The organism is Exiguobacterium sp. H66 (assembly GCF_018618705.1).
Taxonomy (GTDB): Bacteria; Bacillota; Bacilli; order Exiguobacteriales; family Exiguobacteriaceae; genus Exiguobacterium_A; species Exiguobacterium_A oxidotolerans.
This window is the reverse complement of record NZ_JACSMQ010000001.1, coordinates 415,170-440,654: the sequence shown is the minus strand read 5'-3', so window position 1 is coordinate 440,654 and position 25,485 is coordinate 415,170. Positions and strand designations below refer to the sequence as shown.

Annotated in this window: 24 protein-coding genes; 17 read left to right on the top strand and 7 right to left on the bottom strand. The window is 45.8% G+C overall.

Annotated elements, in window-relative coordinates; all coding sequences use genetic code 11:
* From KNP88_RS02270 to lpdA, 3 genes are all read left to right on the top strand, one after another.
* On the top strand, nt 1-978 hold the full coding sequence (locus KNP88_RS02270; protein WP_088837467.1) for an alpha-ketoacid dehydrogenase subunit beta: 978 nt from the start codon (nt 1-3) through the stop codon (nt 976-978).
* 97 nt (nt 979-1,075) lie between these two features.
* Nucleotides 1,076-2,371, top strand: coding sequence for a dihydrolipoamide acetyltransferase family protein (locus KNP88_RS02265; protein WP_029330956.1), 1,296 nt, complete (start codon nt 1,076-1,078; stop codon nt 2,369-2,371).
* 3 nt (nt 2,372-2,374) lie between these two features.
* Entirely contained in the window at nt 2,375-3,787 is a 1,413-nt protein-coding gene (gene lpdA, locus KNP88_RS02260) for a dihydrolipoyl dehydrogenase (RefSeq protein ID WP_214810659.1), read from the top strand.
* A 164-nt stretch (nt 3,788-3,951) separates the two neighbouring features.
* Here lpdA and KNP88_RS02255 read toward each other — a convergent pair whose 3' ends face one another.
* Nucleotides 3,952-5,439, bottom strand: coding sequence for an aminotransferase class I/II-fold pyridoxal phosphate-dependent enzyme (locus KNP88_RS02255; RefSeq protein WP_214892133.1), 1,488 nt, complete (start codon nt 5,437-5,439; stop codon nt 3,952-3,954).
* A 132-nt stretch (nt 5,440-5,571) separates the two neighbouring features.
* On the opposite strand from KNP88_RS02255, the gene KNP88_RS02250 reads away from it, so the two are divergent.
* The 3 genes from KNP88_RS02250 (at nt 5,572) to KNP88_RS02240 (ending at nt 7,214) form a co-directional block, all read left to right on the top strand.
* Nucleotides 5,572-5,844, top strand: coding sequence for a UPF0223 family protein (locus KNP88_RS02250; RefSeq protein WP_029330953.1), 273 nt, complete (start codon nt 5,572-5,574; stop codon nt 5,842-5,844).
* 280 nt (nt 5,845-6,124) lie between these two features.
* A complete protein-coding gene (locus KNP88_RS02245; protein WP_029330952.1) occupies nt 6,125-6,313 on the top strand; it encodes a hypothetical protein in 189 nt (62 codons plus the stop codon).
* A 121-nt stretch (nt 6,314-6,434) separates the two neighbouring features.
* Entirely contained in the window at nt 6,435-7,214 is a 780-nt protein-coding gene (locus tag KNP88_RS02240; RefSeq protein ID WP_088837464.1) for an inositol monophosphatase family protein, read from the top strand.
* Nucleotides 7,215-7,296: 82 nt separating this feature from the next.
* On the opposite strand, the gene tnpB is transcribed toward KNP88_RS02240, so the two are convergent.
* The 3 genes from tnpB to KNP88_RS02225 form a co-directional block, all read right to left on the bottom strand.
* Nucleotides 7,297-8,469 carry an IS200/IS605 family element RNA-guided endonuclease TnpB gene (gene tnpB / locus KNP88_RS02235; protein ID WP_214892130.1) on the bottom strand — a complete coding sequence of 391 codons (1,173 nt, stop codon included), beginning with the start codon at nt 8,467-8,469 and terminating at the stop codon, nt 7,297-7,299.
* A gap of 345 nt (nt 8,470-8,814) precedes the next feature.
* On the bottom strand, nt 8,815-8,961 hold the full coding sequence (locus KNP88_RS02230) for a hypothetical protein (RefSeq protein ID WP_214765251.1): 147 nt from the start codon (nt 8,959-8,961) through the stop codon (nt 8,815-8,817).
* Nucleotides 8,962-9,011: 50 nt separating this feature from the next.
* Complete coding sequence (locus KNP88_RS02225) at nt 9,012-9,182, bottom strand: DUF5325 family protein (protein WP_157898488.1); 171 nt, start codon at nt 9,180-9,182, stop codon at nt 9,012-9,014.
* 185 nt (nt 9,183-9,367) lie between these two features.
* On the opposite strand from KNP88_RS02225, the gene typA reads away from it, so the two are divergent.
* From typA to KNP88_RS02210, 3 genes are all read left to right on the top strand, one after another.
* Nucleotides 9,368-11,215 (top strand): translational GTPase TypA, encoded by a 1,848-nt coding sequence (typA, locus tag KNP88_RS02220; RefSeq protein WP_029330949.1) that lies wholly within the window; start codon nt 9,368-9,370, stop codon nt 11,213-11,215.
* A 28-nt stretch (nt 11,216-11,243) separates the two neighbouring features.
* The gene (locus tag KNP88_RS02215; RefSeq protein ID WP_029330948.1) at nt 11,244-11,597 is read left to right on the top strand and encodes a YlaH-like family protein; all 354 of its coding nucleotides are present in this window, start codon (nt 11,244-11,246) and stop codon (nt 11,595-11,597) included.
* Between the two features lie 126 nt (nt 11,598-11,723).
* Complete coding sequence (locus tag KNP88_RS02210) at nt 11,724-12,776, top strand: PQQ-dependent sugar dehydrogenase (protein ID WP_214892129.1); 1,053 nt, start codon at nt 11,724-11,726, stop codon at nt 12,774-12,776.
* Between the two features lie 75 nt (nt 12,777-12,851).
* Here KNP88_RS02210 and KNP88_RS02205 read toward each other — a convergent pair whose 3' ends face one another.
* The gene (locus tag KNP88_RS02205) at nt 12,852-13,055 is read right to left on the bottom strand and encodes a YlaI family protein (RefSeq protein ID WP_214892126.1); all 204 of its coding nucleotides are present in this window, start codon (nt 13,053-13,055) and stop codon (nt 12,852-12,854) included.
* 120 nt (nt 13,056-13,175) lie between these two features.
* On the opposite strand from KNP88_RS02205, the gene KNP88_RS02200 reads away from it, so the two are divergent.
* Nucleotides 13,176-13,628, top strand: a complete 453-nt coding sequence (locus tag KNP88_RS02200; protein WP_088837460.1) for a PNPOx family protein — start codon at nt 13,176-13,178, stop codon at nt 13,626-13,628.
* Nucleotides 13,629-13,667: 39 nt separating this feature from the next.
* Nucleotides 13,668-14,984 carry a PhoH family protein gene (locus KNP88_RS02195; RefSeq protein WP_029330944.1) on the top strand — a complete coding sequence of 439 codons (1,317 nt, stop codon included), beginning with the start codon at nt 13,668-13,670 and terminating at the stop codon, nt 14,982-14,984.
* A 64-nt stretch (nt 14,985-15,048) separates the two neighbouring features.
* Here KNP88_RS02195 and KNP88_RS02190 read toward each other — a convergent pair whose 3' ends face one another.
* Nucleotides 15,049-15,510 (bottom strand): hypothetical protein, encoded by a 462-nt coding sequence (locus KNP88_RS02190; protein WP_029330943.1) that lies wholly within the window; start codon nt 15,508-15,510, stop codon nt 15,049-15,051.
* Nucleotides 15,511-15,632: 122 nt separating this feature from the next.
* Between KNP88_RS02190 and KNP88_RS02185 the strand changes: the two genes are divergently transcribed.
* The 4 genes from KNP88_RS02185 to KNP88_RS02170 all read left to right on the top strand — a co-directional run bounded on the left by KNP88_RS02185 (nt 15,633) and on the right by KNP88_RS02170 (nt 22,151).
* Nucleotides 15,633-15,911, top strand: coding sequence for an Fpa/YlaN family protein (locus KNP88_RS02185; protein WP_029330942.1), 279 nt, complete (start codon nt 15,633-15,635; stop codon nt 15,909-15,911).
* 69 nt (nt 15,912-15,980) lie between these two features.
* Nucleotides 15,981-17,258: an FtsW/RodA/SpoVE family cell cycle protein gene (locus KNP88_RS02180; RefSeq protein WP_029330941.1), complete on the top strand. Its 1,278-nt coding sequence runs from the start codon at nt 15,981-15,983 to the stop codon at nt 17,256-17,258.
* Complete coding sequence (locus KNP88_RS02175; protein WP_214845146.1) at nt 17,245-20,679, top strand: pyruvate carboxylase; 3,435 nt, start codon at nt 17,245-17,247, stop codon at nt 20,677-20,679. The genes KNP88_RS02180 and KNP88_RS02175 overlap by 14 nt, the downstream gene beginning before the upstream one ends.
* A gap of 113 nt (nt 20,680-20,792) precedes the next feature.
* Complete coding sequence (locus tag KNP88_RS02170; protein ID WP_214892124.1) at nt 20,793-22,151, top strand: cryptochrome/photolyase family protein; 1,359 nt, start codon at nt 20,793-20,795, stop codon at nt 22,149-22,151.
* Between the two features lie 87 nt (nt 22,152-22,238).
* On the opposite strand, the gene KNP88_RS02165 is transcribed toward KNP88_RS02170, so the two are convergent.
* The gene (locus KNP88_RS02165; RefSeq protein WP_029330938.1) at nt 22,239-23,120 is read right to left on the bottom strand and encodes a COX15/CtaA family protein; all 882 of its coding nucleotides are present in this window, start codon (nt 23,118-23,120) and stop codon (nt 22,239-22,241) included.
* 324 nt (nt 23,121-23,444) lie between these two features.
* Here KNP88_RS02165 and cyoE point away from each other — a divergent pair, with 324 nt between their 5' ends.
* A complete protein-coding gene (cyoE, locus tag KNP88_RS02160) occupies nt 23,445-24,377 on the top strand; it encodes a heme o synthase (RefSeq protein ID WP_214892123.1) in 933 nt (310 codons plus the stop codon).
* Between the two features lie 64 nt (nt 24,378-24,441).
* Complete coding sequence (coxB, locus tag KNP88_RS02155) at nt 24,442-25,473, top strand: cytochrome c oxidase subunit II (RefSeq protein ID WP_088837453.1); 1,032 nt, start codon at nt 24,442-24,444, stop codon at nt 25,471-25,473.
* The last annotated feature ends 12 nt before the right edge of the window (nt 25,474-25,485 follow it).

Sequence of the window (25,485 nt, the reverse complement as noted above, 5' to 3'; positions counted from 1 at the left end):
ATGGCACAAATGACGATGATCCAAGCGATCACTGACGCAATGCGCGTCGAGATGAAACGCGACGAGCAAGTTCTCTTGTTCGGTGAAGACGTCGGTAAAAACGGTGGGGTATTCCGTGCGACAGAAGGTCTTCAAGATGAATTAGGCGAAGACCGCGTCTTCGATACACCACTCGCCGAGTCAGGTATTGGTGGTCTTGCAGTCGGGTTCAGCTTGACTGGTTTCCGCCCAATCATGGAAATCCAATTCTTCGGTTTCGTTTTCGAAGTGTTCGATTCAGTAGCAGCTCAGCTCGCGCGTCTACGTTACCGTTCAGGTGGTACGTACAGTGCACCAGTTACAATCCGTTCACCATTCGGTGGTGGCGTTAAGACACCAGAACTTCACGCGGATAACTTAGAAGGATTGATGGCTCAGTCACCAGGACTTAAAGTCGTCATCCCGTCAACTCCGTACGATGCAAAAGGTCTTTTGATCGCGTCAATCCGCGATAACGACCCAGTCGTTTTCCTTGAGCACATGAAACTCTACCGTTCATTCCGTGGCGAGGTTCCTGAAGGGGACTACACGGTCGAACTCGGTAAAGCAGACATCAAACGTGAAGGTACAGACGTTACAATCGTCACGTACGGCGCGATGGTCCACGCTTCACTTAAAGCAGCTGAGGAACTTGAAAAAGAAAACATCAGCGTCGAAATCATCGACTTGATGACAATCAGCCCAATCGATATCGATACAATCGTTGCGTCAGTTAAGAAAACGAACCGTGTCGTTGTCGTTCAAGAAGCTCAAAAACAAGCAGGTGTGGCTGCAATGGTCGCAACTGAAATTCAAGAGCGTGCAATTCTTGATCTTGAAGCACCGATTCTTCGTGTAACGGCTCCAGATACAATCTTCCCATTCGCACAAGGTGAAGACGTCTGGATTCCAGACCACAAAGATATCGTTGAAAAAGTAAAAACAGTTTACAATTTCTAAGCGTGATTCGGAAAAAGGAGAGGGGAAATTCTCTCCTTGCTTCCGTTTTAAAGATAACAATTGACTAGAAGAGTGAAATAAAAGGAGGCATATTCAAATGGGTTTATTTGAATTCAAATTGCCGGATATCGGTGAGGGTATTCACGAAGGCGAAATCGTAAAGTGGTTCGTAAAAGCGGGCGACACAGTAAAAGAGGACGACGTTCTTCTTGAAGTTCAAAACGATAAAGCGGTCGTTGAAATCCCGTCACCAGTTGATGGTACAGTCAAAGAAGTAAAAGTAGACGAAGGTGTCGTTGCTGTTGTTGGTGACGTATTAATCTCATTCGACGTCGAAGGTGAAGGTTCAGCTCCTTCTGAAGAAGCAGCTCCTGAACAACCTAAAGCAGAAGAAAACGCAAAAGATGTCCAAGACACGGATCAAAAAGTCGAAGACAAGCCGACTGAAGTTCAAATCCACAAATCAGAACGTGTCATCGCGATGCCTTCTGTCCGTAAATATGCACGTGAAAAAGGCGTCGACATCCGTGAAGTTCAAGGTTCTGGAGACAACGGTCGCGTCGTTAAAGAAGACATCGATGCATTTGCAAACGGTGGTCAATCTTCTACTGCACCAGCTTCAGAAGAAAAAGCATCTGCACAAGCATCTGCTCCTAAAGCTGAAGTGAAACCGTATGTTGCTGCTCAACCTGAGCTTGAAACACGCGAAAAAATCAAAGGTATCCGTAAAGCGATTTCGAAAGCAATGGTCAACTCGAAACATACGGCACCACACGTAACACTTATGGACGAAGTCGATGTAACGAACCTCGTGGCACTCCGCAAAAACTTCAAAGAAGTTGCTGCAGCACAAGGTACGAAATTGACTTACCTTCCGTTCGTCGTTAAAGCATTGACTGCGGCTGCTAAAAAGTACCCGACTATCAACGCTTCAATCGATGATGCTAACGAAGAAATCGTCTACAAAAACTACTTCAACATCGGTATCGCAGCGGATACAGATAACGGACTTGTCGTACCTGTCGTCAAAGACGCAGATCGCAAATCAATCTTCTCGCTCGCTGATGATATCAATGATTTAGCTGGTAAAGCACGTGATGGTAAACTTTCTGGTGAAGAGATGAAAGGCGGATCGATCACAATCACAAACATCGGTTCTGCTGGCGGACAATGGTTCACACCTGTCATCAACCACCCGGAAGTTGCAATCCTCGGTATCGGCCGTATTGCTGAAAAAGCAGTCGTTAAAAACGGTGAAATCGTTGCAGCACCAGTACTTGCACTTTCATTCAGCTTTGACCACCGTCTCATTGATGGTGCAACAGCACAAAACGCGCTTAACCTAGTTAAACGCTTGTTGAACGACCCACAACTTCTCATTATGGAGGGATAAGCAATGGTAGTAGGTGAATTCGCACAAGAAACAGATTTACTCGTAATCGGGGCCGGCCCTGGTGGTTATGTCGCTGCAATCCGTGGCGCACAACTCGGACTTAAAGTAACAGTCGTCGAACGTGAAAACGTCGGTGGTGTTTGCTTGAACGTTGGATGTATCCCGTCAAAAGCGTTAATTACAGCTGGACACAACTTCCAACATGCAAAAGGTTCGGACTCAATGGGGATCACATCTGAGAACGTTGCAGTCGATTTCTCGAAAGTTCAATCTTGGAAACAATCAGTCGTTAACAAATTAACGGGTGGTGTTGGCGGCCTTCTTAAAGGTAACAACATCGAAACAGTCGTAGGGGAAGCATACTTCCAATCTGAAGATACAGTTCGTATCATCAACGAAGATTCTTCAACACCTTACAAATTCAAAAAATGTATCATTGCAACAGGTTCGACTCCAATCGAACTTCCAGCGTTCAAATGGTCTAAACGTGTCCTTTCTTCTACAGGCGCATTGAACCTTCCTGAACTTCCGAAAAAACTCATCGTCATCGGTGGCGGATACATCGGAATGGAGCTTGGTACAGCGTATGCTAACTTCGATACTGAAGTTGTCATCTTAGAAGGAACAAAAGACATCCTTTCTGGTTTTGAGCCGGCAATGACACAAGTCGTCAAGAAAAAGCTCAAACAAAAAGGGAACATCACAATCCACAACGAAGCACTTGCACAAAGTGTGGAAGAGACAGAAGACGGCGTTAAAGTAACGTTCGAAGTGAAAGGTGAAACACAAACAGTTGAAGCGGACTACGTCCTCGTCACTGTGGGTCGTCGCCCGAACACTTCTGATCTCGGTCTTGAGATGGCTGAAGTTAAACTTAGCGAGCGCGGACTTGTCGAAATCGACGATCAGTGCCGTACGTCTAACGAAAACATCTACGCAATCGGGGACATCGTTCCTGGACCACCACTTGCGCACAAAGCATCTTTCGAAGCGAAAATCGCTGCTGAAGCTGCTGCTGGACACCCGGCATACCTCGACTATAGCGCGATTCCTGCGGTTGTCTTCACAGACCCAGAACTCGCAACAGTCGGTTATACAGAAGCACAAGCGAAAGAAGAAGGTCTTGATTACCTCGCTTCTAAATTCCCTTATGCTGCAAACGGTCGTGCCCTTGCACTCAACGAGCCAGACGGCTTCTTGAAAATGATCACACGCAAATCAGACGGTCTCTTGATCGGTGCTCAAATCGCTGGTACAGGCGCATCTGACATGATCGCAGAGATGGGACTCGCAATCGAGTCTGGAATGACTGCTGAAGATATCGCACTCACAATCCACGCACACCCTTCACTTGGTGAAATCGCGATGGAAACTGCTGAAGTTGCAATCGGTAGCCCAATCCACATCATTAAATAAGCTTTAAGCCCTTAAGCGGGGAGCCGACCGCTTAAGGGCTTTTTTTCATTATCATATGCAAGAGGCTAAGGTGTGGTCTTGGTAAAATAAAAAGTACGGGCGGAGGATTTGATATCCTGCGCCCGTACTTTTTTGAGAAGCTGTAACGTCTGCTTTCGTTTGAATCATCGAATGGCATTCGATTGTTGAATGACTTTAATTGTTTCGAGTGAATGATCCTCAAGCCCTTGGACAGGAAGACCCGCTTCGATATTTTCTTTAATATACGCTAAGTTATCCGTCGTAATCATCTCACCTGGAATGAAGATCGGGATGCCCGGCGGATAGACCATCATGAATTCTGCAGAAATCCGTCCTACGGCTTGCGCGAGCGGAATCGTTTCCGTTTCTTCGTAGAAGGCATCGCGTGGACTTAATGCGAGCGCAGGTATGTCCGGCAACATGATAGAATGTGAAGTTGTTTTCGCACCTGTATCACGGTACCGCTCAACGAGCTCAGTCATTCCAGTCAGTAAGGAGTCAATCGTTTCCTCAGAGTCGCCTGAAGTGATGATTAAGAGGATGTTATTCAAATCTGATAGTTCGACTTCAATCCGGTGTTCTTCGCGTAAGAACTCTTCGACGAGGTGACCAGAAATACCGAGTCCTTTGACCGAAATCAATACTTTAGTCGGGTCGAACGCGAATGTCGCACTCGAATGTAAGTCCGATTCACCGAAGACGGCGAGGTAAGGCAACTTAGCGAGACCCATCCGCATCCGTGTCGATAGTTCAAGTGCGCGTCGGTTCATTGCCTCACCATTGATCGCGAGATGGCGCCGTGCGCAATCGAGTGAAGCGAGTAACAGATACGATGTTGAAGTCGTCGTCAACATCGAGAGGACAGTCTGGACTTTATCGGGCGAGACCAGACCTCGGCGGACGTTCAAGACAGAACTTCCTGTGAGTGATCCACCCAGTTTGTGCACACTCGTAGCGGCTAAGTCAGCCCCTGCTTGCATTGCTGATAGCGGCATATCATCGTGGAAGCCGATATGGACGCCGTGTGCTTCGTCAACGAGGACAGGGATCCCTTTCCCATGAGCAAGCTTGACGATGCTCTCAAGGTCGCCTGCGACACCGAAGTACGTCGGGTTGATGACGAGGATCGCCTTCGTATCAGGATGAAGACTGAGGGCACGTTCGACGGCACTTGGTGTGATACCGTGAGCAATTCCAAACATTTCATCAAATTCAGGGTGAATGAAAATCGGGTGCGCTCCAGAAAGAACGATAGCCGACATGATCGATTTATGGACATTTCGCGGAACGAGGATTTTATCGTCCGGACCGACGACGCTCATGATCATTGCCATGATTGCCGTTGACGTTCCTTGGACAGAGAAAAACGTTTCATCTGCATGGAATGCTTGTGCCGCCAATTGATGGGCATCTTTGATAATCGTTTTCGGATGATGTAAATCATCGAGTGGAGCGATGTTGATTAAATCGATATCGAGTGCATTTTGACCGATGAACGATCGAAATGCAGGATCCATTCCTTGCCCATTCTTATGACCAGGAATATGAAATTGAATTGGTTGACGTTTCGCATGCGCGAGTAGCGCATCGAATAAAGGTGTATCGAGCTGTGTTAAGCTTTTTGTTTGCACCAGATTTCCCCCCTTAAAACCGAATAAAAAAACAATCAAACAAGCTAACTATAACAAGTTTTCATAACGTTGCAACTGTTTTATCTTCGATTTCATTGTAAAATAAGAATCGTGAAGAAAGGATGTGTCAGGATGGCTCTTAATTATCCCATCAACCCAGACTGGTCGACGAAGGAAATCGTCACCGTCATTGATTTTTTTAACATCGTCGAAGAAGCTTACGAAAAAGGTGTGTCACGTGAAGAATTTATGCGGACATATAAAGCCTTCAAGAAAATCGTGAATGCGAAGTCGGAAGAAAAACAACTCGATCAATTCTATTTCGAAGAAACAGGTTGCTCCAGTTACCGTGCGGTCCAACAAGCAATCAAACAAGACGAACCGATTTTACGAATGAAAAAATGAAGAATGATTAAGAGAGAAAGGCGAGGATTCCATTCGGAATTCCTTGTCTTTTTTTAGTGTGCATCCTACATATATCCTGAAAGGGAAACCGATTAGTTGTTTAGAATAAAGAAAAATGGGTTATATATTACATACAAGACGATATCGTTAAACTGTAATTTTTAAAAATAGATGCTTTACATCTAAGTTGAATCGTACTATTATAGATTCAATCCACTAATTAGTCGCAATTGTCTGATAATTAAAACGTTCATTTATCTCGCGAAGGAGTGTGGTTACTGTGAAACAAGTAATAGAAGCATACAAGAGAAAAGATGCAGAAAAACGCATTCCGGTATTGCGTCTCGAAATTGATTATGAGCTCGCAACATTGCACGATGCAATCGTAGAAAGTGATGCAGAAGCGGTTGGTGCCAGTAAAGAGCGTCTCGAAAAATACCGCCAAGAAATGGTGTTATTAGAGGCATGATTCAGTAAACGATAAACTAAAAATCAAATAAATTAAATCAATCAACCAGCGAAAATTTTCGCTGGTTTTCTTTTTTTGTTACTATGGAAAAGACAGGAATCATATAAAAGGAGTGAGGCGCATGCAAGGCATAGAGTTACATGCTATCGATTTAATGAAACGAGCGGGTAAATACATCCGTCAGATGATAGACCATGCGTATCATATCGAAGAAAAAACGAATAAAAGTGACTTAGTGACGGAGATTGACAAAAATGTCGAAGATTTATTAATTGAAGGTATCCTGAATCAGTATCCAGATCATCATATATATGGAGAAGAAGGGCGTGCGGCGCGACCTGAAACATTGGGTGGCACGATTTGGTTCGTCGATCCGATTGACGGCACGATGAATTTCATTCGCCAAAAACGCTTATTTGCGATTTCGATTGCCATTATGGTAGAGGGCGAACTTCAGTATGGATTTGTGTATGACGTCATGGCGGATGAGATGTTTCATTGCATTAAAGGACAGGGCGCATTCGAAAATGGAATTCGCTTAGCGCCAATTGAAGAGAAACCGGTTAGTGATGCGATCATCTGCATGAATGCGACGTGGGTGACTGCCAATCGAAGAATTGATGCAGCATTGCTAGCGCCACTCGTAAAAGACGCTGTTGGGGTTCGGGCAGTCGGTGCCGCCTCGCTTGAACTCGCTTGGGTCGCCGCGGGGCGTGTTGACGGCTACATTACGATGCGAAACATGCCATGGGATTACGCAGCTGGACAACTGTTGATTGAGGAGCTTGGAGGGCGCGTCGGGACGATTGAAGGCGACGCGATGACTTTCCAAGAACAAACGAGTGTTCTTGCAGGGAGTCGAACGTTCGTCGCAGACGTATTAACATATGTAAATAAATAAAACGCCCTTGAACTACCTCCACCTACGCTTCGCTTAGAGGTGGAGGATTCCTGAGTTATCCGACCTGACGGTCGAAACCTGATCAGGCTAACCCCGTCGTCCCGACGGTTGAAGAAGCTAAGAGGCGTTCAGCTTCTTGTTTGAGGTTCAGTCCTGCGTTCACATCACGGTCGTGGTGGATGCCGCAACTCGGGCATGTCCATTCACGCAAGCCAAGATGTTTCACGTCTTTGTGTTGATGTCCGCAACTGGAACAAAGTTGACTAGAGGCGAAGGTCTTGCCGACTTTCACGACGGTCTTTCCGTACCATGCCGCCTTGTATCCGAGCATGCGGAAGAACTCCGACCAACTGACCTCAGAGATGGACTTGCTCAACTTGCGATTCTTCTGCATGTTCTTCACTTGCAAGGTCTCGATGCCGATGACGTCGTGGTTTTTGACGATCTCGGTCGACACCTTGTGCAGGAAATCGGTTCGCTTGTTCGCGATCTTCTCGTGGATGCGGGCGACCTTTCGCTTCTGCTTCTGGTAGTTCTTCGCCTCGGAAAGTGTTACTTTCTTGTCCAAGGCCAACCGTTGACGACGAGAAAGCTTGCGTTGCTCGCGCGCCAGCTTTTGCTCAAGCGAACGGAAGTAACGGTCGTTCTTGTATACCGTGCCGTCCGATAGAACGGCGAAGTGCTTCAATCCGACATCGACGCCGACGGATGAGCCCGTCTTCGGCATTTCGTTGCTCTCCTGCTCGACGAGCAGGGAGACGAAGTATTTTCCTGAAGCGTTCCGCCGGATGGTCGCGTTCAAGATGCGTCCGACGACCTGCCTCGAGTTGGCGAAACGCACCCATTTCAACTTCGGGAGTTTTAACTTGTTGCCGACGATCGAGACATCAGGAAGTTGAGACTTACCTTGAATGTTCGTCTTGTACGATTGAACGGGATTGCTCTTCGACTTGAAGCGAGGCCGTTCGTTCTGTTTCTTGAAGAAGCGGTCAAAGGCATCAGCAAGATGTTTGACGCTCGTCTGCACAGACGTGCTATCGACTTCCTTCAGCCAGTCGAACGCCTGCTTCAACGACGGGAGTTCTTTCGAACAAGACCCGAAGGACAGTCCTTTCCCTGTCGCTTTATACGTCTCATCCCACTTCGCTAAGAAGTGGTTGAAGACGAAGCGCGAACAACCGATCGTCTTCGCGATCAGGATTTCCTGCTCTTTTGTCGGATAGATTCTGAATTTGTAGGCCTTGTGAGTCAACATGATGTTCACCTCCTTGCAACGGATATACCTGAAAGAGAAGGGGACGATTCATCTCCCACTTTCACTAGGGCTTCACCCTGATCGTTTAGAAGTGGGCATATTCTCGCCTGATTTTGATAAAGGACGTTTTAGACTGTAGACAAAGTGCTATCGGGAGATACAGCGTCTTTTTCGTTGCTTTCCTCGGGCGAGGCGCAAGCCGTTACTCCTTGATCTTCACGGACAACGAACAGGGTCTTGCCTGCCTCTGAAAGTGCGTTAAACACGAACTTTTTCCCGTATGAGTCACCAAACGCGACGCTTTTTTAGGTAATGCCGTGAAGGAAATCCAGACCTGCAGACGGTTTAGAGCGCAATCCGTCTTGAATCGCTTTTAAAGCGAAAAGCAATCGGTCGTGACCCTGCAGCTTTGCTGTAGCGGCGCGGAAGATTGCCGCTTTGAAGACGAGACGAGACAGGGAAGCGCGAACGGATTGCTTCTCGATATCGCATGCTCATGCTTCATAAGTTTGTCTACACGCTGAAACGCCCATAAAGGACGTTTAAGACTGTCTCCGAAGGCGGGCTTTCAAAACAAAACCGACGCCCATCGAAACAAATACTAGAAGTAGCGAGATGAAGACCATCAGCATGTTTTGTTCAGCGATGAAAATCCCGATCGCTGCCATCGAACCTACTGCTAATACTGCCAACAATAAAAAGACGAACCGCATATCATTTCCCCCTCGTTTTACGTGAGTACGTATTTAGTTTAGCGTGAAACGGGGTCAATGAAAAGGCTTTCGCTATAAGCTTGAATCATAGTCATTGCCAACTGCCACTCAACCTGTGCTATACTCTTAAAGTTGACCGAAAGTAATGTTGGATTATTTAAATGAATAGAAAGAGGTACACACTTATGACAACTTTAGTAAGAACTGATTTACGCAACGTCGCGATCATCGCCCACGTTGACCATGGTAAAACGACACTCGTCGATGAGCTTTTAAAACAATCTGGGACATTCCGTGCGAATGAACTAGTTGAAGAACGCGCAATGGACTCAAATGATATCGAGCGTGAACGCGGAATCACAATCCTCGCGAAAAACACAGCAATCGATTATAAAAATACCCGCATCAACATCGTTGATACACCAGGTCACGCCGATTTCGGTGGAGAAGTTGAACGTATCATGCGTATGGTAGATGGCGTTATCCTCGTCGTCGATGCACGTGAAGGCTGTATGCCACAAACACGTTTCGTATTGAAAAAAGCACTCGAGCAAGGATTACAACCAATCGTCGTCGTCAACAAAATCGACAAGCCGATGGTTCGTCCACTCGAAGTCGTCGATGAAGTCGTCGATCTTTTAATCGATCTTGGCGCAGACGAAGATCAACTCGAATTCCCAGTCGTTTATGCATCGGCAGTCAACGGCTCAAGTTCATTTGAACCTGAACTTGATAAACAAGAAGATACAATTACGAACGTTCTTGATTTGATTCTTGAGCACACACCAGCACCTGTCGATAACAGCATGGATCCACTTCAGTTCCAAGTTACGATGCTTGATTATGACAACTACCTTGGTCGTATCGGAGTTGGTCGTGTCTTCCGTGGAGAAATCAAAGTCGGCGATAGCGTTTCGCTTTCTAAACTTGATGGATCAATCAAAAACTTCCGTGTAACGAAATTATTCGGATACTTCGGCCTTAAACGCGTTGAGATCGAAGCAGCGAAAGCTGGAGACTTGATCGCAATCGCAGGTATGGAAGATATCAACGTCGGTGAAACAGTGTGTCCAACGTCACACGTCGATCCACTTCCATTGCTTCGGATTGATGAGCCAACACTTCAAATGACGTTCATCGTCAACAACTCGCCATTCGCTGGTCGTGAAGGGGATCTCGTTACTTCACGTAAAATCGAAGAGCGTCTTGAAAAAGAACTTGAAACAGATGTTTCGCTTCGTATCGAAAACACAGATTCTCCTGACCGCTGGATTGTTTCAGGTCGTGGTGAGCTTCACCTTGGTATCTTGATCGAAAACATGCGTCGTGAAGGTTACGAAATTCAAGTTTCGAAACCACAGGTAATCATCAAAGTTGAAGATGGCGTTAAAGTCGAGCCGTTTGAGCGCGTCGTCATCGATACTCCTGAAGAGTATACTGGTGGAGTCATGGAATCGATCGGTCTCCGTAAAGGTGAATTGACGAACATGCAAACAATGGATAACGGTCAAACGAAAATGGAATTCATCGTTCCTTCACGCGGTTTGATTGGTTACCGTAACGAATTCTTATCTGCAACACGCGGATACGGCATCATGAACCACACATTCGAAGAGTACCGTCCGTTCATCAACGCAGACATCGGTGGTCGTCGTAGTGGTGTTATGGTTTCGATTGAAACAGGAAAAGCGACTGCTTACGCAATCTCTGCTCTTGAAGACCGTGGAACGATCTTCATCGAGCCAGGCCTTGAAGTATATGAAGGAATGATTATCGGGGAATGTAACCGTGACGTCGATCTCGCTGTTAACGTTGTTAAAGCGAAACAATTGACGAACATGCGTGCATCTGCGAAGGATACGACAAACGTTCTTAAACGTCCACGTGTCTTCTCACTTGAAGAATCATTAACATTCTTGAATGAAGATGAGTACTGTGAAATTACACCGGAATCAGTTCGTCTTCGTAAACAAGTGTTGAACAAGAACGAACGTGAAAAACAAGACAAACGTCGTCGTCTTGGAAAAGACTGAGTTCTTAACAATGTAAGGGGGACTGGCAATGTCTGCACAACCTGCCGTTGCTTCTGATTTCTCGAAATTCGATATTCCTGCCGTCGCCAAGTTTCTTGGCGTCGGGAGTGATCCGAATAACTTAAGTGCGGGTTTCAATGCATTGATGATTACGGTCGTCATTTTGACGCTCGTCGTGTTTAAGCTAGGTTTTGCAAAGGAATTAGCTTGGTGGAAATCGCTGATCGTCTATCTTTTATTAGCTGTCTTTTCAGCGGCTTTAACACTCGTCTTTTGGACGTGGCCGATTCCTGAAGTATTGCTTGCGATGGTCGCCATCCTCGGGATTTATCGTTTCCGGATGTGGCGTGTCAAACGCGATCGAGAACAGACTGCATCTTAAATTCATTTGATTCGTCTAAAAGTCCGTCTTCCTTGTGAAGGCGGACTTTTTGTTTTATCGTTCAATCGGTAAATAAAGGAATAGAAACGAGAAAGTCAGGGGAAAAACCTTTAAGGAGTGATGGAAATGAATAAATGGAGCTGGCTCGCCCCGCTGAGTCTTACGATGTTATTAGTCGGTTGTGCGACTGATTCAAAGACGGAGGAGTCGAGTCAAACAGATGCTAAACAAGAGACTGAAGAGGGAGCCGACATCATTTTCGAGTCCCTGCAGGCACCGTGGAATGTCGAGATGTCAGGGGATACATTTTATATTACAGAACGAGATGGAAAAATCGTCGAAGGAACGCAAGGGGATTATTCGCGAACAGCCCCACGTCTGACGGAAGAAGTCGTGGCGGAAGGGGAAGGTGGACTACTTGGAATGGCCCTTGATCCCGACTTTGAAGAGAATCAGCTCGCTTATGTATACCATACGTATGAACAAGCAGGTGAGCTACGGAATCGTGTCATTTCAATCGAACGGAAGGATGGGGACTGGATAGAAAAAAGCATTTTACTGGATGGCATTCCTGGGTCCTCGATTCATAATGGCGGTCGAATCGAGATTGGTCCGGATGGTTACCTGTACGTCACGGCAGGAGATGCTGCAGTTCCCGAGAATGCACAGAAGCTATCCTCTTTGGCCGGAAAAATTTTACGGATGGACTTAATGGGAGAGCCGGTTGAAGGGAATCTGGAGGGTTACGTCTATAGTTATGGTCATCGTAATCCACAAGGTCTTGTTTTTGTCGGAAATCAGCTTTTTGCGACCGAACATGGTCAAAGCGGACATGATGAAATCAATAAAATTGAACAGAAAAATTATGGATGGCCGTTGATTGAAGGGATGGAAAAACAACAAGGATTAGTCACACCGTGGTATGAAGTAGGAAATCGCTCCGTTGCACCAAGCGGGGTGACGGAACTTGATGGGAAGTTGTATTTCGGTACGTTGGTCGGGCAGAGCCTTCGCTCGATTGAAGAGAGCACGAAGCAAGTCGAACAAGTCGTAACGGATCGTGGACGCATTCGTGACGTCATGACAGATGGAACTGCACTATATTTCCTTACGAACAATACGGACGGCCGTGGAAATCCTGAGAAGAATGATGATGTTTTTGTCCGCTTCGACCCGTAAAGATATGAAAAGCTCCTTCGACATCATCCGGATGTCACAGGAGCTCAAAGTTACTTCAGCATAGAAAGTAAGCCGTCACCATCTTTTTTTAGTAGACGCCCACGTCGGATATAAGTTAAAGTTCCCGGTTGCTTCGCGCGCAATCGTCCGTTGCTCAATACGCTCATTGCATTCATCGCACAAATAGATGCGAACCGGTTTGTTACGTAAGCGTTTTGCTACGAAGGACCAGTCGTCGATCGTTTCGCGTTTATCGCAGATAGTACATTTTACACGCATTTCGAGGTCCTCCTCTTTTTTTACTAGTATACCATATTAAAAGATTATTCAGATGTAAAAAAGGGAATTGAATGACATGACTCGAAACTAAGTCAGTAAGATAAATAGGGGGGTGACACCATGGCAAATAAAATGGAACATCGTCTGAATCTAAAGCAACTCGAAGCGTTATCCGATTTACCACTCGTTTTTTTAATCACGCACGATCAATCGAAAAGTTGGCCCATCACCCATGCAATCAGTTGGGTTTATGCAAAAGATGAACAAACGGTCCGATTTGCGATTGAAGCCGATTCGCATATCGTCAAGACGTTGGCAGAGCATCCTGTTTTCACATTGATTTTCTTTGCCGATCAATCTGCCTATAGCTTGACGTGTACGGAGGTGAAGCGCTGGGATCCGGCAGCCGAAGTGCCATTAAAGCTTGCATTTTACGAAGGAATGGTAGAAGAAGTACGCGATATTTTATTTTACGGAGCCGCTGTATCCAATCGTCCTCGTATCGAGAAAACGTATGACGAAACGGCAGCGTTACGTCTAGATCAACAAATGCATGCGATTCTAAAAGCGTAACATTCATCAAAACTCGACTCTAAAGGGGCGAACGATGGAATGAAAAAAATATACGTGCTCGATACTAATGTCATGCTCCACGATCCATTATCTTTATTTCAATTCCAAGAACATGATGTCGTCATACCGGCAATCGTCTTAGAAGAGCTGGACGGAAAAAAACGAAACATGGATGAAGTCGGGCGAAATGCTCGAGAGACCGCGCGGATTTTGGATCAATTAAGGGAAGCGGGTCATCTTCATGCAGGAGTACCGCTCGGAAATGGCGGCATCCTCCGTGTCGACATCGGTGACACGATCAGTGACGTCTCACCGTTCACACATGAATCGAATGACAATAAGATTCTCGAGTTGGCGTGGTCGATTCATCGGGAACAGCAGGAACTACAGAGTGGACGTGACGTCATTCTCGTCTCAAAAGATATTCTCGTTCGTGTTAAGGCAGATGCGTACGGACTTGTCGCAGAAGATTACTTGACGGATCATATTGCGGATTTGACAGGGTTATATACGGGTTTCATTGAAGCAGTCGTCGACCAGGAATACATCGATGCCTTTTACGAAGACAAACGGCTCTCAGTGGATATCTTGAATGAAAAAGTTTATCCGAATCAATTCGTCATTTTAAAAAGCAATGTATCGAAAGCGTCAGCTTTCGCTGTCGTCGATCAGGAATTGCCTATCATCCGGGCACTTTCGCTTGATATCGATCAAGTATGGGGTGTCGTCCCCCGTAACGTTCAACAGCGCATGGCGTTCGAATTGTTACTTCGGGATGATGTTCCGCTCGTTACACTCGTCGGCAAGGCAGGAACGGGGAAAACATTGCTCGCACTTGCGGCCGGATTATTGCAAGTCGAAGATGAACATCGTTATAAAAAACTAGTCGTCGCTCGTCCTGTCGTTCCGATGGGAAATGACATCGGCTATTTACCGGGTGAGATGGAAGAGAAGCTTCGACCATGGATGCAACCGATTTATGATAATTTGGAGCATTTGTTCAATACGGGTTCGGGTGATGAACTTGGAAATATCCTAGCGGGCATGAAATCGATTCAGCTTGAGGCATTAACTTATATCCGCGGGCGGAGTATGCCGGGACAGTTCATCATCATCGATGAAGCACAAAACCTAACGAAACATGAAGTGAAAACGATTTTGACTCGTGTCGGGGAAAACTCGAAAATTGTTCTCGTCGGGGATCCGCAACAAATTGACCATCCGTATCTCGATGAATATTCAAATGGTCTATCCTATGCAGTTGAACGGTTAAAAGGTGAAAAAATGACAGGGCACGTCAAACTCGTCAAAGGGGAACGGTCGAACCTCGCGCGTCTTGCGGCCGACTTGCTTTAAAAAATAAAACTGCCCTCTTTTCCTTCAGTCGTTAACGTTAGAAGGAAAAGAGGGCAGTTTGCTATTAGATGACAGTGATCCGATTGACCGAACGGACGACTTGATCTTGATAAAGTAAATGAACGGGACCATCGGTTAAGACTTTCCCGTCTTTTGAAAATTGTAAGTAGAGTTGAGGCAGTACCTCGAGTGGGAGTTCGACGGTATCGATTCCTTCAAAACGTAATTGTGAGGCATCGTCTAGTACTTCGGCATTTGTGATGAATGGAAGGAGTGGCATCGCGAACGTCCCGCGGAGTGCGTCATCTTTTTCTTCGCGCGTCATCGGTTTATTGTGATCGGTCCGACTCCCTTCCGTAATCCCCTTGTCCCAAGCAGCCCCCATTTTCGCATAGTATGCTTCAGCGGCATTATGCTCTGTCTCTTGTCCGATTTGTTCGACCGCAATCTTACGATCGTCAAAGATCCAGACGGTTGGATCAATCGTTAATGTGTACCGTACCTTACCTGTGATTGGAAAAATCATCTCTATTCCCCCTAAATGTGTGAATGCTACAAATCCATTATACCGAAACGTTGAATTGTTAGCGAAAGTAAGGTAAAGTTTATCTATAACAGGAACGCGTCATTTGATGAGGAGGGATTGGATTGTCAACTGAAATCGGGACAGTTCATCGCCAGCGCGCTCTTGAGCTACTAGAAGCGGATGCCCATAAAATCCGCCGGTTGATCGAGGTCCAGCTTGCGAATTTAACGATGCCACAATGTCCTCTTTATGAGGAAGTATTGGATACACAAATGTTCGGATTGTCACGCCAAATTGATTTTGCCGTTCGTCTTGAACTGATTGATGCGAGTGAAGGGAAACAATTACTCGAATCACTTGAACAGCAACTATCTGACTTACATGATGCGGAGACGTGCTGATTTTCTACTCAAACGTGAAATGCGGCGTTTGGGTATTTTTTTTTAGAACTAGAAAAGGGACGTGTACATATGCAATCGAAGTTTAAAGAAAGACGAGCATTTTTTGACTTTCGCTTGTTCTTTACGATGTTGATTCTGATGGCAATCAGTACGGTGATGGTTTATAGCGCTAGTGTTTGGAACGGTGGCGATTATGCGAACACTTCGTTTTTCGAGAAACAACTGATGTTTGACGGCTTGGCGATCGTGGCATTTTTATTTGTTGCGCATCTCAATCATGAAGTGCTTCGAGGCCCGATTTTTCGTTTAGTCTTGTATCTCATCACATGGGTGATGTTGATGGCGACGTTGTTTTCTGAACCGTTGAACGGGGCACGGGCGTGGTTGAACTTTGGTATCTTTTTGATTCAACCGATCGAGCTCTGTAAATTCGTCTTAGTCGTCGGATTAGCGAATTATTTTGATCAAAAACAAAAAGGGACGTTGAATGGCGTAATCGGAATCGTTCATCACTTCATCCACCGTCAAATCTCTCCTTCATCTACCGTTAAACGGATGTTACTTAGTTTGTCTGATTGGATTTTAATTCCGATGCTCGTCTTGCTGGCACCTTATGCAATCATCATCCGGATGCAACCCGATGATGGGGGATTGTTCATCTTGTTGTTGATTACGGCAATGATTTGGTTTGCTGTCGGATTACCGAGTGGTTACATCACATTAGGGTTCATCGCAATACCGTTAGTTGGTTTCTATGCGTATAATAATTTTTCAGAGAATCAGCTGAAACGAATCCATGTCATCTTCAACCCGTTCCTCGATGCGGAGGGAAAAGGCTATCAATTGATCAATTCGGTCATTTCAATTGCCCATGGAGGCGTGTTCGGCGTCGGGTTAGGGAACAGTTTTCAGAAATATGGGTATCTACCTGAACCAGAAACCGATTACATCATGTCAATCATTTCGGAAGAACTTGGATTTGTCGGTGTACTTGTCGTCCTTGGATTACTGTTTTTCTTAATGTTTCAAGGTGCGAGAATCGCCCAAAAATGTGTCTCGCTGTATTCAAGCATGATGGCGATTGGTATTTCTTCCATCATCTTCATCCAGACAACGATCAATATCGGTGCCATGTCAGGCTTGTTCCCGGGAACCGGGGTCACGTTACCATTCATCAGTTATGGGGGGTCTTCGTTACTCGTCATGAGTACGATGCTCGGTGTGCTGGCGAATATTTCCATGCAAAATAAACATCGAATAGCGTATCATAAAGAAGTGCAAGATGCACGGACGATGAGCGCAACGAGTTCATTAACAAAAGGGGGAGCATCAGTTGACAAAAATTAAAAAGATTCTTGTAGCAAACCGTGGTGAAATCGCAATCCGAGTATTTCGGGCAGCAACCGAATTAGGCATTCGGACAGTTGCGATTTATTCGAGAGAAGACATGGGATCGCTTCACCGTTATAAAGCAGACGAAGCATATCGGATTGGTGAGGGGAAGAAACCAATCGAAGCGTACCTAGACATTGAAGGTATCATCGCAACTGCTAAAAAAGCAGAGTGTGACGCGATTCACCCAGGGTATGGTTTTCTGTCTGAAAACATTGAACTCGCAAAACGTTGCCGTGAAGAAGGCATCATCTTTATCGGTCCACAAGAAGAACATCTTTATAAATTCGGTGACAAGGTACGAGCGCGTACGACAGCAATCGAAGCCGGCTTACCTGTCATTCCGGGAACGGACGGTCCGATTTCAACGATGGAAGAAGCCTATGCTTTTGCTGAAAAAACAGGTTATCCATTGATGGTTAAAGCTTCTCTTGGTGGAGGAGGACGCGGTATGCGCGTTGTCCGGACAGAGGAAGAACTGCCGGAAATGATTGAGCGTGCGAAATCAGAAGCATTAAAGGCTTTCGGATCAGACGAAATATACATTGAGAAATTAATTGAACGACCGAAACATATCGAAGTCCAAATCATTGGCGATGCCCATGGTAATATCATTCACTTATTCGAACGTGACTGCTCTGTTCAGCGTCGACATCAAAAGGTTGTCGAAGTGGCACCATGTGTCACGCTTTCCGATGCAGGACGTAAGAAAATTTGTGACGCGGCAGTAACGCTAATGAAACACGTCGGGTACGAGAACGCAGGAACAGTCGAGTTCCTAGTGACGCAAGATGAATCGTTCTACTTCATCGAAGTTAACCCGCGTGTCCAGGTCGAGCACACAATCACAGAGATGATTACAGGCGTCGACATCGTACAAACGCAAATTCGGGTGGCAGAAGGTGAGTCGCTCCATAGTGAGCTCGTTGGAATTCCGGTGCAAGAAGAGATTCAGATGCTTGGTTTCGCGATTCAAAGCCGGATTACATCGGAAGATCCAGAAAACGGCTTTTTACCCGATACGGGGAAAATTAAAGCTTACCGCTCACCCGGCGGTTTCGGAGTCCGTCTTGACGGAGGGAATGCATACGTCGGTGCAGAAATCTCACCATACTATGATTCACTGCTCGTTAAAATCTCAACGCACGGCCTGACGTACGATCAAGCTGTCGCGAAGATGAGCCGAAACTTAAGTGAGTTCCGGATTCGTGGAATTAAAACAAACATTCCGTTCCTAAGCAACGTCTTGAAACACCATGCATTCATCAGTGGTGACTACAATACGTCCTTCATCGATGATACGCAAGAATTATTCATCTTCCCGAAACGGCAAGACCGTGGAACAAAGTTATTAACGTATATCGGCGAAGTTTCTGTCAATGGATTCCCTGGTATCGGAAAAATCGACAAACCGTTAGCACGTGACGTTCGGATTCCGAAAGATTTACCAACGACGTATCAAGCGGGCACGAAAGCGTTACTTGATGCAGAAGGGCCGGTTGGTGTTGCGAATTGGTTGAAAGCACAAGAACAGGTCTTGTTGACAGACACGACATTCCGGGATGCACACCAGTCGTTACTTGCGACGCGGATGCGGACGAAAGATTTAGTAGCGATTGCAGAAGCAGAAGCAAAACTCTTGCCGGAATTGTTCTCGGTCGAGGCGTGGGGTGGCGCGACGTTCGATGTAGCATATCGTTTCTTGTCAGAAGATCCTTGGACTCGTTTAATGAAATTACGTGAACAAATGCCAAACGTCTTGATTCAAATGCTATTACGTGGTGCGAATGCAGTCGGTTATAAAAACTATCCGGACAACGTCATTCATGCTTTCGTCAAGGAAGCGGCCCAAGCAGGCGTTGATGTCTTCCGAATCTTTGATAGCTTGAACAATCCGGAATCAATCCAATTAGCAATTGACGCGGTCTTACCGACAGGGAAGATTGCAGAAGCAGCCGTCTGTTATACAGGCGATCTGTTCGATGCGAATCGTCCGAAGTATCACTTGCCGTATTACGTCAAGTTAGCGAAACAATTGGAAGCAAGTGGCGCGCACATCATCGCAATCAAAGATATGGCGGGTCTGTTAAAGCCGGAAGCAGCGTATGCGTTAGTCTCTGCTTTAAAAGATGCTGTCGATTTACCGATCCACCTCCATACACATGATGCGAGTGGGAACGGAATCTACACGTATGCCCGTGCAGTCGATGCCGGTGTTGACGTCGTCGATGTCGCAGCTTCGAGTATGGCCGGCTTAACGAGTCAACCAGCAGGAGGAAGTTTAATCCATGCGCTGAGTGGACACCCACGTCAGCCACTTGTTTCAGCACAGAAATTCGAACAAATTTCAGATTATTGGCAAGATGTGCGTCACTTGTATAAAGCGTTCGAACTCGATATGTTAGCACCGAATCCAACCGTTTACGATCATGAAATGCCGGGCGGTCAATATTCGAATCTTCAACAACAGGCAAAAGCAGTAGGACTCGGAGATCGTTGGTCGGAAGTCAAGAGTATGTACGCCCGCGTCAACATGTTGTTTGGTGACATCGTCAAAGTAACACCGTCGTCTAAAGTAGTGGGAGATATGGCCTTGTTCATGGTCCAACATCACTTGACAGAAGAAGACGTCTTACATCGTGCGAGTGGGCTCGATTTCCCGGATTCAGTCGTCGAACTGATGAAAGGTGAGCTTGGCACACCTCCGGATGGGTTCCCGAAACAAGTGCAAGATGCGATCCTCAAAGGTGTCGCACCATTAACAGAACGTCCAGGGAAAATGATGGAGCCGCTTAACTTTGACGCCATCAAACACGAATTGTTTGAAAAGCTCGAACGACCGATTACTGAATTCGATGCGCTTGCGTACGCGCTTTATCCGAAAGTATTCATGGATTATAGTTCATATATCGCGCGTTATGGAGATGTCTCGGTCCTCGATACGAGTACATTCTTCCACGGCATGCGACTCGGTGAAACGATCGAAGTCGAAATCGAACGTGGTAAAACGTTGTACCTCAAGTTGATTCAAGTCGGACAGCCGAATGATCACGGTGTGCGAATCGTTTACTACGAAATGAATGGTGTTCCGCGTGAAGTCGAAGTCAAGGACATTAGCGTCAAGGAAAGTTCGTCCAGTCGTCCGAAGGCGGACCGGTCGAACCCGAAACAGATTGGTGCATCGATGCCGGGAAGTGTCCTGAAAGTTCTTGTCGAACCAGGAGCACGTGTCCGTAAAGGGGAGCAATTGCTCGTCACGGAGGCGATGAAAATGGAAACGACGATTCAAGCACCGGAAGACGGAGAAATTAAAGCCGTCCATGTCAACGAAGGCGAAGCAATCGCAAGCCAAGATTTATTAATTGAATTCATCTGATTCGTAGCGTGGTGATTCGATAACTTTAAAATAGAATCGATGAAAAACAGGCAGACGCATGGCGGCTAGCCTGTTTTTCTTTTTAAGCAGTATTATCGGAGGAGGAGCTAGGAATGAATATCATCTGTTGGATTAGAAGTGACTTTCGACTTCAGGATAATCAAATGTTGGCGAAAGCGGTAGAATACCTCGAGCAGGACGATCAAGCGACCGTGGAATTTGTTTTTTGGCTTAACCCGGACTATATCGGTTCGTACGAAGCGAGACAACAGTATTTCTTTCAAGCGCTGGAGCACTTTTCGGATAACTGTAAAACAAAGGGCTTGCCGATTCGTTTTATTGAAGGGGACGAAGCGAAGTTCTTAGAGGAAACAGCTATGGCAGACCATTTAATTTTTAACGCCGAATACGTCGAACCGTTTAAAACGCGCGATGATGCGATTATTAAAAAGCGTCAGCGTCAACAGACGGATCGTGTACTCGATCGTCACTTGTTGCATCCGCATGCGGTCAAGAAAAATGATGGTGGCTATTATAAAGTGTTCACACCATATAAAAATGCGTTCTTAAAAAAAGATCTTCCAGAACCAGTCCAAGTAAATCTCGAACGTCTGCAAGCCCAGTATAAAAAACACCAAAATGACAACTCGTTCATTGAGGAGTACTTTAAACAGGCTCAATCCGAGGTTGATTTTCAGGTGGGTGAAGAAAATGCGCAGAACCGTTTACATCAATTCATCTCGAGCGGACTCGAACAGTACGAAGAAAATCGGGATATCCCGTCAATCGACGGAACGAGTCTGATGTCACGTTACCTGCGGACGGGAGAAATCAGCATTCGGACCATTTATACGCAGGTTGAGCAAGCAGCTGCTTCAAAAGGAAAACAAACCTATTTGACGGAATTAATTTGGCGTGAATTTTACTACACGATTTTGATGCACTATCCAGAGTCAAAACGTCTACCGGTAAACGAGCAGTATAATGACATTCAATGGGAAGACGACGAGACGGGGTTTGACGCGTGGAAAAAAGGTGAGACAGGTTATCCCATCGTTGATGCGGCGATGCGTCAGCTGAACACAACGGGCTGGATGCATAACCGGCTCCGGATGATTGTTGCCTCCTTTTTAACAAAAGATTTGTTAGTCGATTGGCAAAAGGGTGAACAATATTTTCAGAAGAAGTTAGTCGACTATGAAGCGGCTTCGAACATCGGGGGATGGCAGTGGGCAGCATCTGTCGGAACAGACGCCGTACCATACTTCCGTGTCTTTAATCCAACGACCCAATCGAAAAAATTTGATGCGTCTGGTGACTTCATTCGTCGATATGTACCAGAGATTAAGGACTTGCCAAATAAATTCATTCATGAACCAACAGACCAGCAACGTGAAGACTATGATTACCCAAAACCAATCGTTGAGCATGATATGGCACGTAAACGGGCGATTGCTCGCTTTAAAAAGTAATAAACTACGAACGCGGTACCGACATAAAAAAGATGGAGCATCACAGTGAAGTGATGCTCCATCTTTTTTTTGACTTGTCTAATATGCTTAACGATCTTGTCTTGTCCGGAACGCGTGATACGTCATGTAAGACAGTACACCAAAGTAACATGTAATCAAGAACGCGTGTAAAAGTGGAACGTAAGTCGCGTGTCCGCCTAAAACGATCCAGGCACCTGTCGCAACTTGGCAACTGATGAAGAACGTAGCAAACGCCATCCCTTTTTGTGTCGTCCGATGCTTTAAGCGAATCGCGACGAAGTGCACATATAACGTATAGAAGAATAATAAGCCAGCCATAATGCGATGAATCATCTGGACCCATGACTCGTATGTCATCGTTGGTTGCGAACAGACGGGCCAACCGACACAGGCATACGTTGCGCCGACATGACGGACATATGCGCCCGTATAGACGACGATCAGTGTGTAAATCAGTAGGCCGTACAGGAGTTTACGTAAGAATGCTGGGACCGTTTCCCTGAATTCTCGTCCTGGACGTTCCATGATTAATAGCGTCAAAATGAGCAAAGAAGCGAAGGAGATAAGCGAAATCCCGAAATGGAGCGCCATGACGAGGTCAGACTGTTGCCAAACAACAGCACCTGCTCCAACGATGGATTGAATCAACATGAAGATAAAAGCAAGAAAGGCAAAAATCTTCGTATCGAGACGCTCTTTGAAAGCGACGAGTGTCCATAAACATAATGCGATGATTAATAGTCCGACGACACCGGTTACGGCGCGGTGGCTGTATTCAATCATCGTTTCTACACTAGGGTTAGTCGGAATGAGCTCTCCGTGACAGAGTGGCCAGTCTGTTCCACAGCCGTTCCCTGAATCAGTCTTTGTGACTGTGCCCCCCATCAACAATACGATCATCATCGTGAATGTGACGAATGCCGAAAAAATCGAAAGCTTTCGATTCAAGACACGGACACCACCTTTCTAAAATATACAATATACAGTCATGCGCATAGCAATAGTATCGCATAAAAAATATCGAAACGCTTGCAATCTTTTAGAAGAACGCTATTCTAATATTAGGTAAATATGGTGAACTGTGAGGTTAATCACATAGATTTCACATTTTGTTCATTATGTCGAAAGTATTTTCATGCGTCACGACCCTGAATATGTGGTATCTTTTATAGAGAAAAGGACGTTTCGTGGCGTGTCTGTGTTATTTCTGTGAAGAAAATACGTGTCTCATGCGTGCAGAGAGGATACAGGCGGTTAGAAGGAGGAAACAACATGGCGAAAGTAAATGGGGAGACGCTTGACATCATGATCGAGCAAACGGATCAACCGACGTTCAAGGACTATGTCACCCTAGCAAAGATGGGAATCGTTCGCGCGAATCTCATCACCGTCTTCGCAGGATATGTCGTGGCAGCATCGTATTTAACCGATGATGTCCTGTTATACCTGTGGCAGACGAAGTTGACATTATTGTGGACACTTCTTGGAAGTGGCCTGGTCATTGCCGGAAGTTGTTACCTCAACAATTACATTGACCGTGACATCGATTATAAGATGGAACGGACGATGGGCAGACCGAGTGTAACCGGCAAGATGGATGGACAGCGCATCTTGGCATTAGGACTTGGAATACTCGCAACGGGAACGGTGCTTTTATTGATCGTCAACCATGTCGCGGCAGTGTTCGGATTGATTGGATCATTCGTTTACGTCGTCATCTATACGATGTGGCTCAAACGGACGCATACGATCAATACGGTCGTAGGGGGTATTTCAGGAGCAGTGCCACCGATCATTGGATTTGCGGCAGTCACTCCAGCACTTCATATCGATGCCTGGATTTTATTTCTCATCATGTTTGTCTGGCAGCCGCCTCACTTCCTTGCACTCGCAATGAGACGGACGGAAGAGTACCGTGCTGCAGGTATTCCGATGTTACCGGTCGTTAATGGTTTTGCCATCACGAAACGACAAATTGTATGGTGGATTGCAGTCTTAGTCCCATCATCACTACTCTTGGCACACTATGGCATCGTCTACACGATCGTCATGGCAGCGTTAAGCGGTTACTGGCTTTACATGGGACTGAAAGGTCTCAAAATCAAAGAAAAACAAGCTGAAATTAAATGGGCATCGAAAATGTTCTTCTACTCGCTCTTTTACTTCACAGCTTGGATCGTGACGGTCGTACTCGTTTCACTCTAAAACGATTTGACATATTCACGTACACCATTTACGAAAGAAAAAAATTGGGGAAAAGAAAGTGGGGATGGTTGTGAAAAAATCAGGAAAAATGCTCTTCCGGCTTCTTCCGATCGGTTTGATGGCATTATTGTTATCAGGTTGTGGAATTCCGGAATTGTCCGCGCTTCAGCCTCGCGGGGAAGGCGCAGAAATGCAACTTGAGATCATCAAGCTCAGCTTATGGGTGATGTTGTTCGTCCTTGCGATCGTAGCGGTCATCTATGTTTACGTACTTATGAAATTCCGTCGTAAATCAGGAGATAACACAGTTCCGAAACAAGTCGAAGGAAATCATACGCTTGAAATCATTTGGACAGTTATTCCAATCCTTCTCTTGGTTGTTCTCGCTGTACCGACAATCAAAACGACGGTTGAATTAGCCGATGCAAAAGAAGCGAAGAAAAACGAACAGATCAACGTTACGGCAAACTTGTACTGGTGGGAGTTCGAATATCCAGACAAAGGTGTTTCGACAGGACAAGAACTTGTCATCCCAGTTGGAAAACGTGTTGCTGTCAACTTGACTTCTAAAGACGTCATTCACTCATTCTGGGTGCCGGCACTTTCTGGTAAAACAGATACAAACCCAGGGCTCGATAACGAGATGTGGTTACAAGCACAAGAAGCGGGCACATACTACGGTAAGTGTGCGGAGCTTTGCGGACCTTCTCACGCATTGATGGACTTTAAAGTCATCGCACTCGAGCAAGATGATTATGATGCATGGTTAAAAGACATGAAAACTGCAAAAGAAGCAGAAACAAAACAACTCGATGCTAAAAATGAAAAAAATTGGACGACGGGCGAACAAGTTTACGCTCAAAACTGCCTCAGCTGTCACGGTGGCGGGAAAGTCGCGCCAAGCTTAACGAACTTTGGTGACCGTCAACGTATCGCAGGATACCTCGATCACGACAAAGAAAACCTCGAAAACTGGATTCGCGATCCGCAAAAAGAAAAACAAGGGACAAAAATGCCTGGTTTCTCTGAAGATCAGATTAGCGATGAAGAATTGAGTGAACTTGCAGACTACCTATTGGACAAAAAGCTCCAATAAAATTAAGGGGGA

Excerpts from the sequence above, each read along its gene's own strand:
- KNP88_RS02270 (WP_088837467.1), top strand. The coding sequence starts at position 1 with ATGGCACAAATGACGATGATCCAAGCGATCACTGACGCAATGCGCGTC.
- KNP88_RS02265 (WP_029330956.1), top strand. The coding sequence starts at position 1,076 with ATGGGTTTATTTGAATTCAAATTGCCGGATATCGGTGAGGGTATTCAC.
- lpdA (WP_214810659.1), top strand. The coding sequence starts at position 2,375 with ATGGTAGTAGGTGAATTCGCACAAGAAACAGATTTACTCGTAATCGGG.
- KNP88_RS02250 (WP_029330953.1), top strand. The coding sequence starts at position 5,572 with ATGGCTCTTAATTATCCCATCAACCCAGACTGGTCGACGAAGGAAATC.
- KNP88_RS02240 (WP_088837464.1), top strand. The coding sequence starts at position 6,435 with ATGCAAGGCATAGAGTTACATGCTATCGATTTAATGAAACGAGCGGGT.
- tnpB (WP_214892130.1), bottom strand. The coding sequence starts at position 8,469 with ATGTTGACTCACAAGGCCTACAAATTCAGAATCTATCCGACAAAAGAG.
- KNP88_RS02230 (WP_214765251.1), bottom strand. The coding sequence starts at position 8,961 with ATGCGATATCGAGAAGCAATCCGTTCGCGCTTCCCTGTCTCGTCTCGT.
- KNP88_RS02225 (WP_157898488.1), bottom strand. The coding sequence starts at position 9,182 with ATGCGGTTCGTCTTTTTATTGTTGGCAGTATTAGCAGTAGGTTCGATG.
- typA (WP_029330949.1), top strand. The coding sequence starts at position 9,368 with ATGACAACTTTAGTAAGAACTGATTTACGCAACGTCGCGATCATCGCC.
- KNP88_RS02215 (WP_029330948.1), top strand. The coding sequence starts at position 11,244 with ATGTCTGCACAACCTGCCGTTGCTTCTGATTTCTCGAAATTCGATATT.
- KNP88_RS02210 (WP_214892129.1), top strand. The coding sequence starts at position 11,724 with ATGAATAAATGGAGCTGGCTCGCCCCGCTGAGTCTTACGATGTTATTA.
- KNP88_RS02205 (WP_214892126.1), bottom strand. The coding sequence starts at position 13,055 with ATGCGTGTAAAATGTACTATCTGCGATAAACGCGAAACGATCGACGAC.
- KNP88_RS02200 (WP_088837460.1), top strand. The coding sequence starts at position 13,176 with ATGGCAAATAAAATGGAACATCGTCTGAATCTAAAGCAACTCGAAGCG.
- KNP88_RS02195 (WP_029330944.1), top strand. The coding sequence starts at position 13,668 with ATGAAAAAAATATACGTGCTCGATACTAATGTCATGCTCCACGATCCA.
- KNP88_RS02190 (WP_029330943.1), bottom strand. The coding sequence starts at position 15,510 with ATGATTTTTCCAATCACAGGTAAGGTACGGTACACATTAACGATTGAT.
- KNP88_RS02180 (WP_029330941.1), top strand. The coding sequence starts at position 15,981 with ATGCAATCGAAGTTTAAAGAAAGACGAGCATTTTTTGACTTTCGCTTG.
- KNP88_RS02170 (WP_214892124.1), top strand. The coding sequence starts at position 20,793 with ATGAATATCATCTGTTGGATTAGAAGTGACTTTCGACTTCAGGATAAT.
- cyoE (WP_214892123.1), top strand. The coding sequence starts at position 23,445 with ATGGCGAAAGTAAATGGGGAGACGCTTGACATCATGATCGAGCAAACG.
- coxB (WP_088837453.1), top strand. The coding sequence starts at position 24,442 with ATGGTTGTGAAAAAATCAGGAAAAATGCTCTTCCGGCTTCTTCCGATC.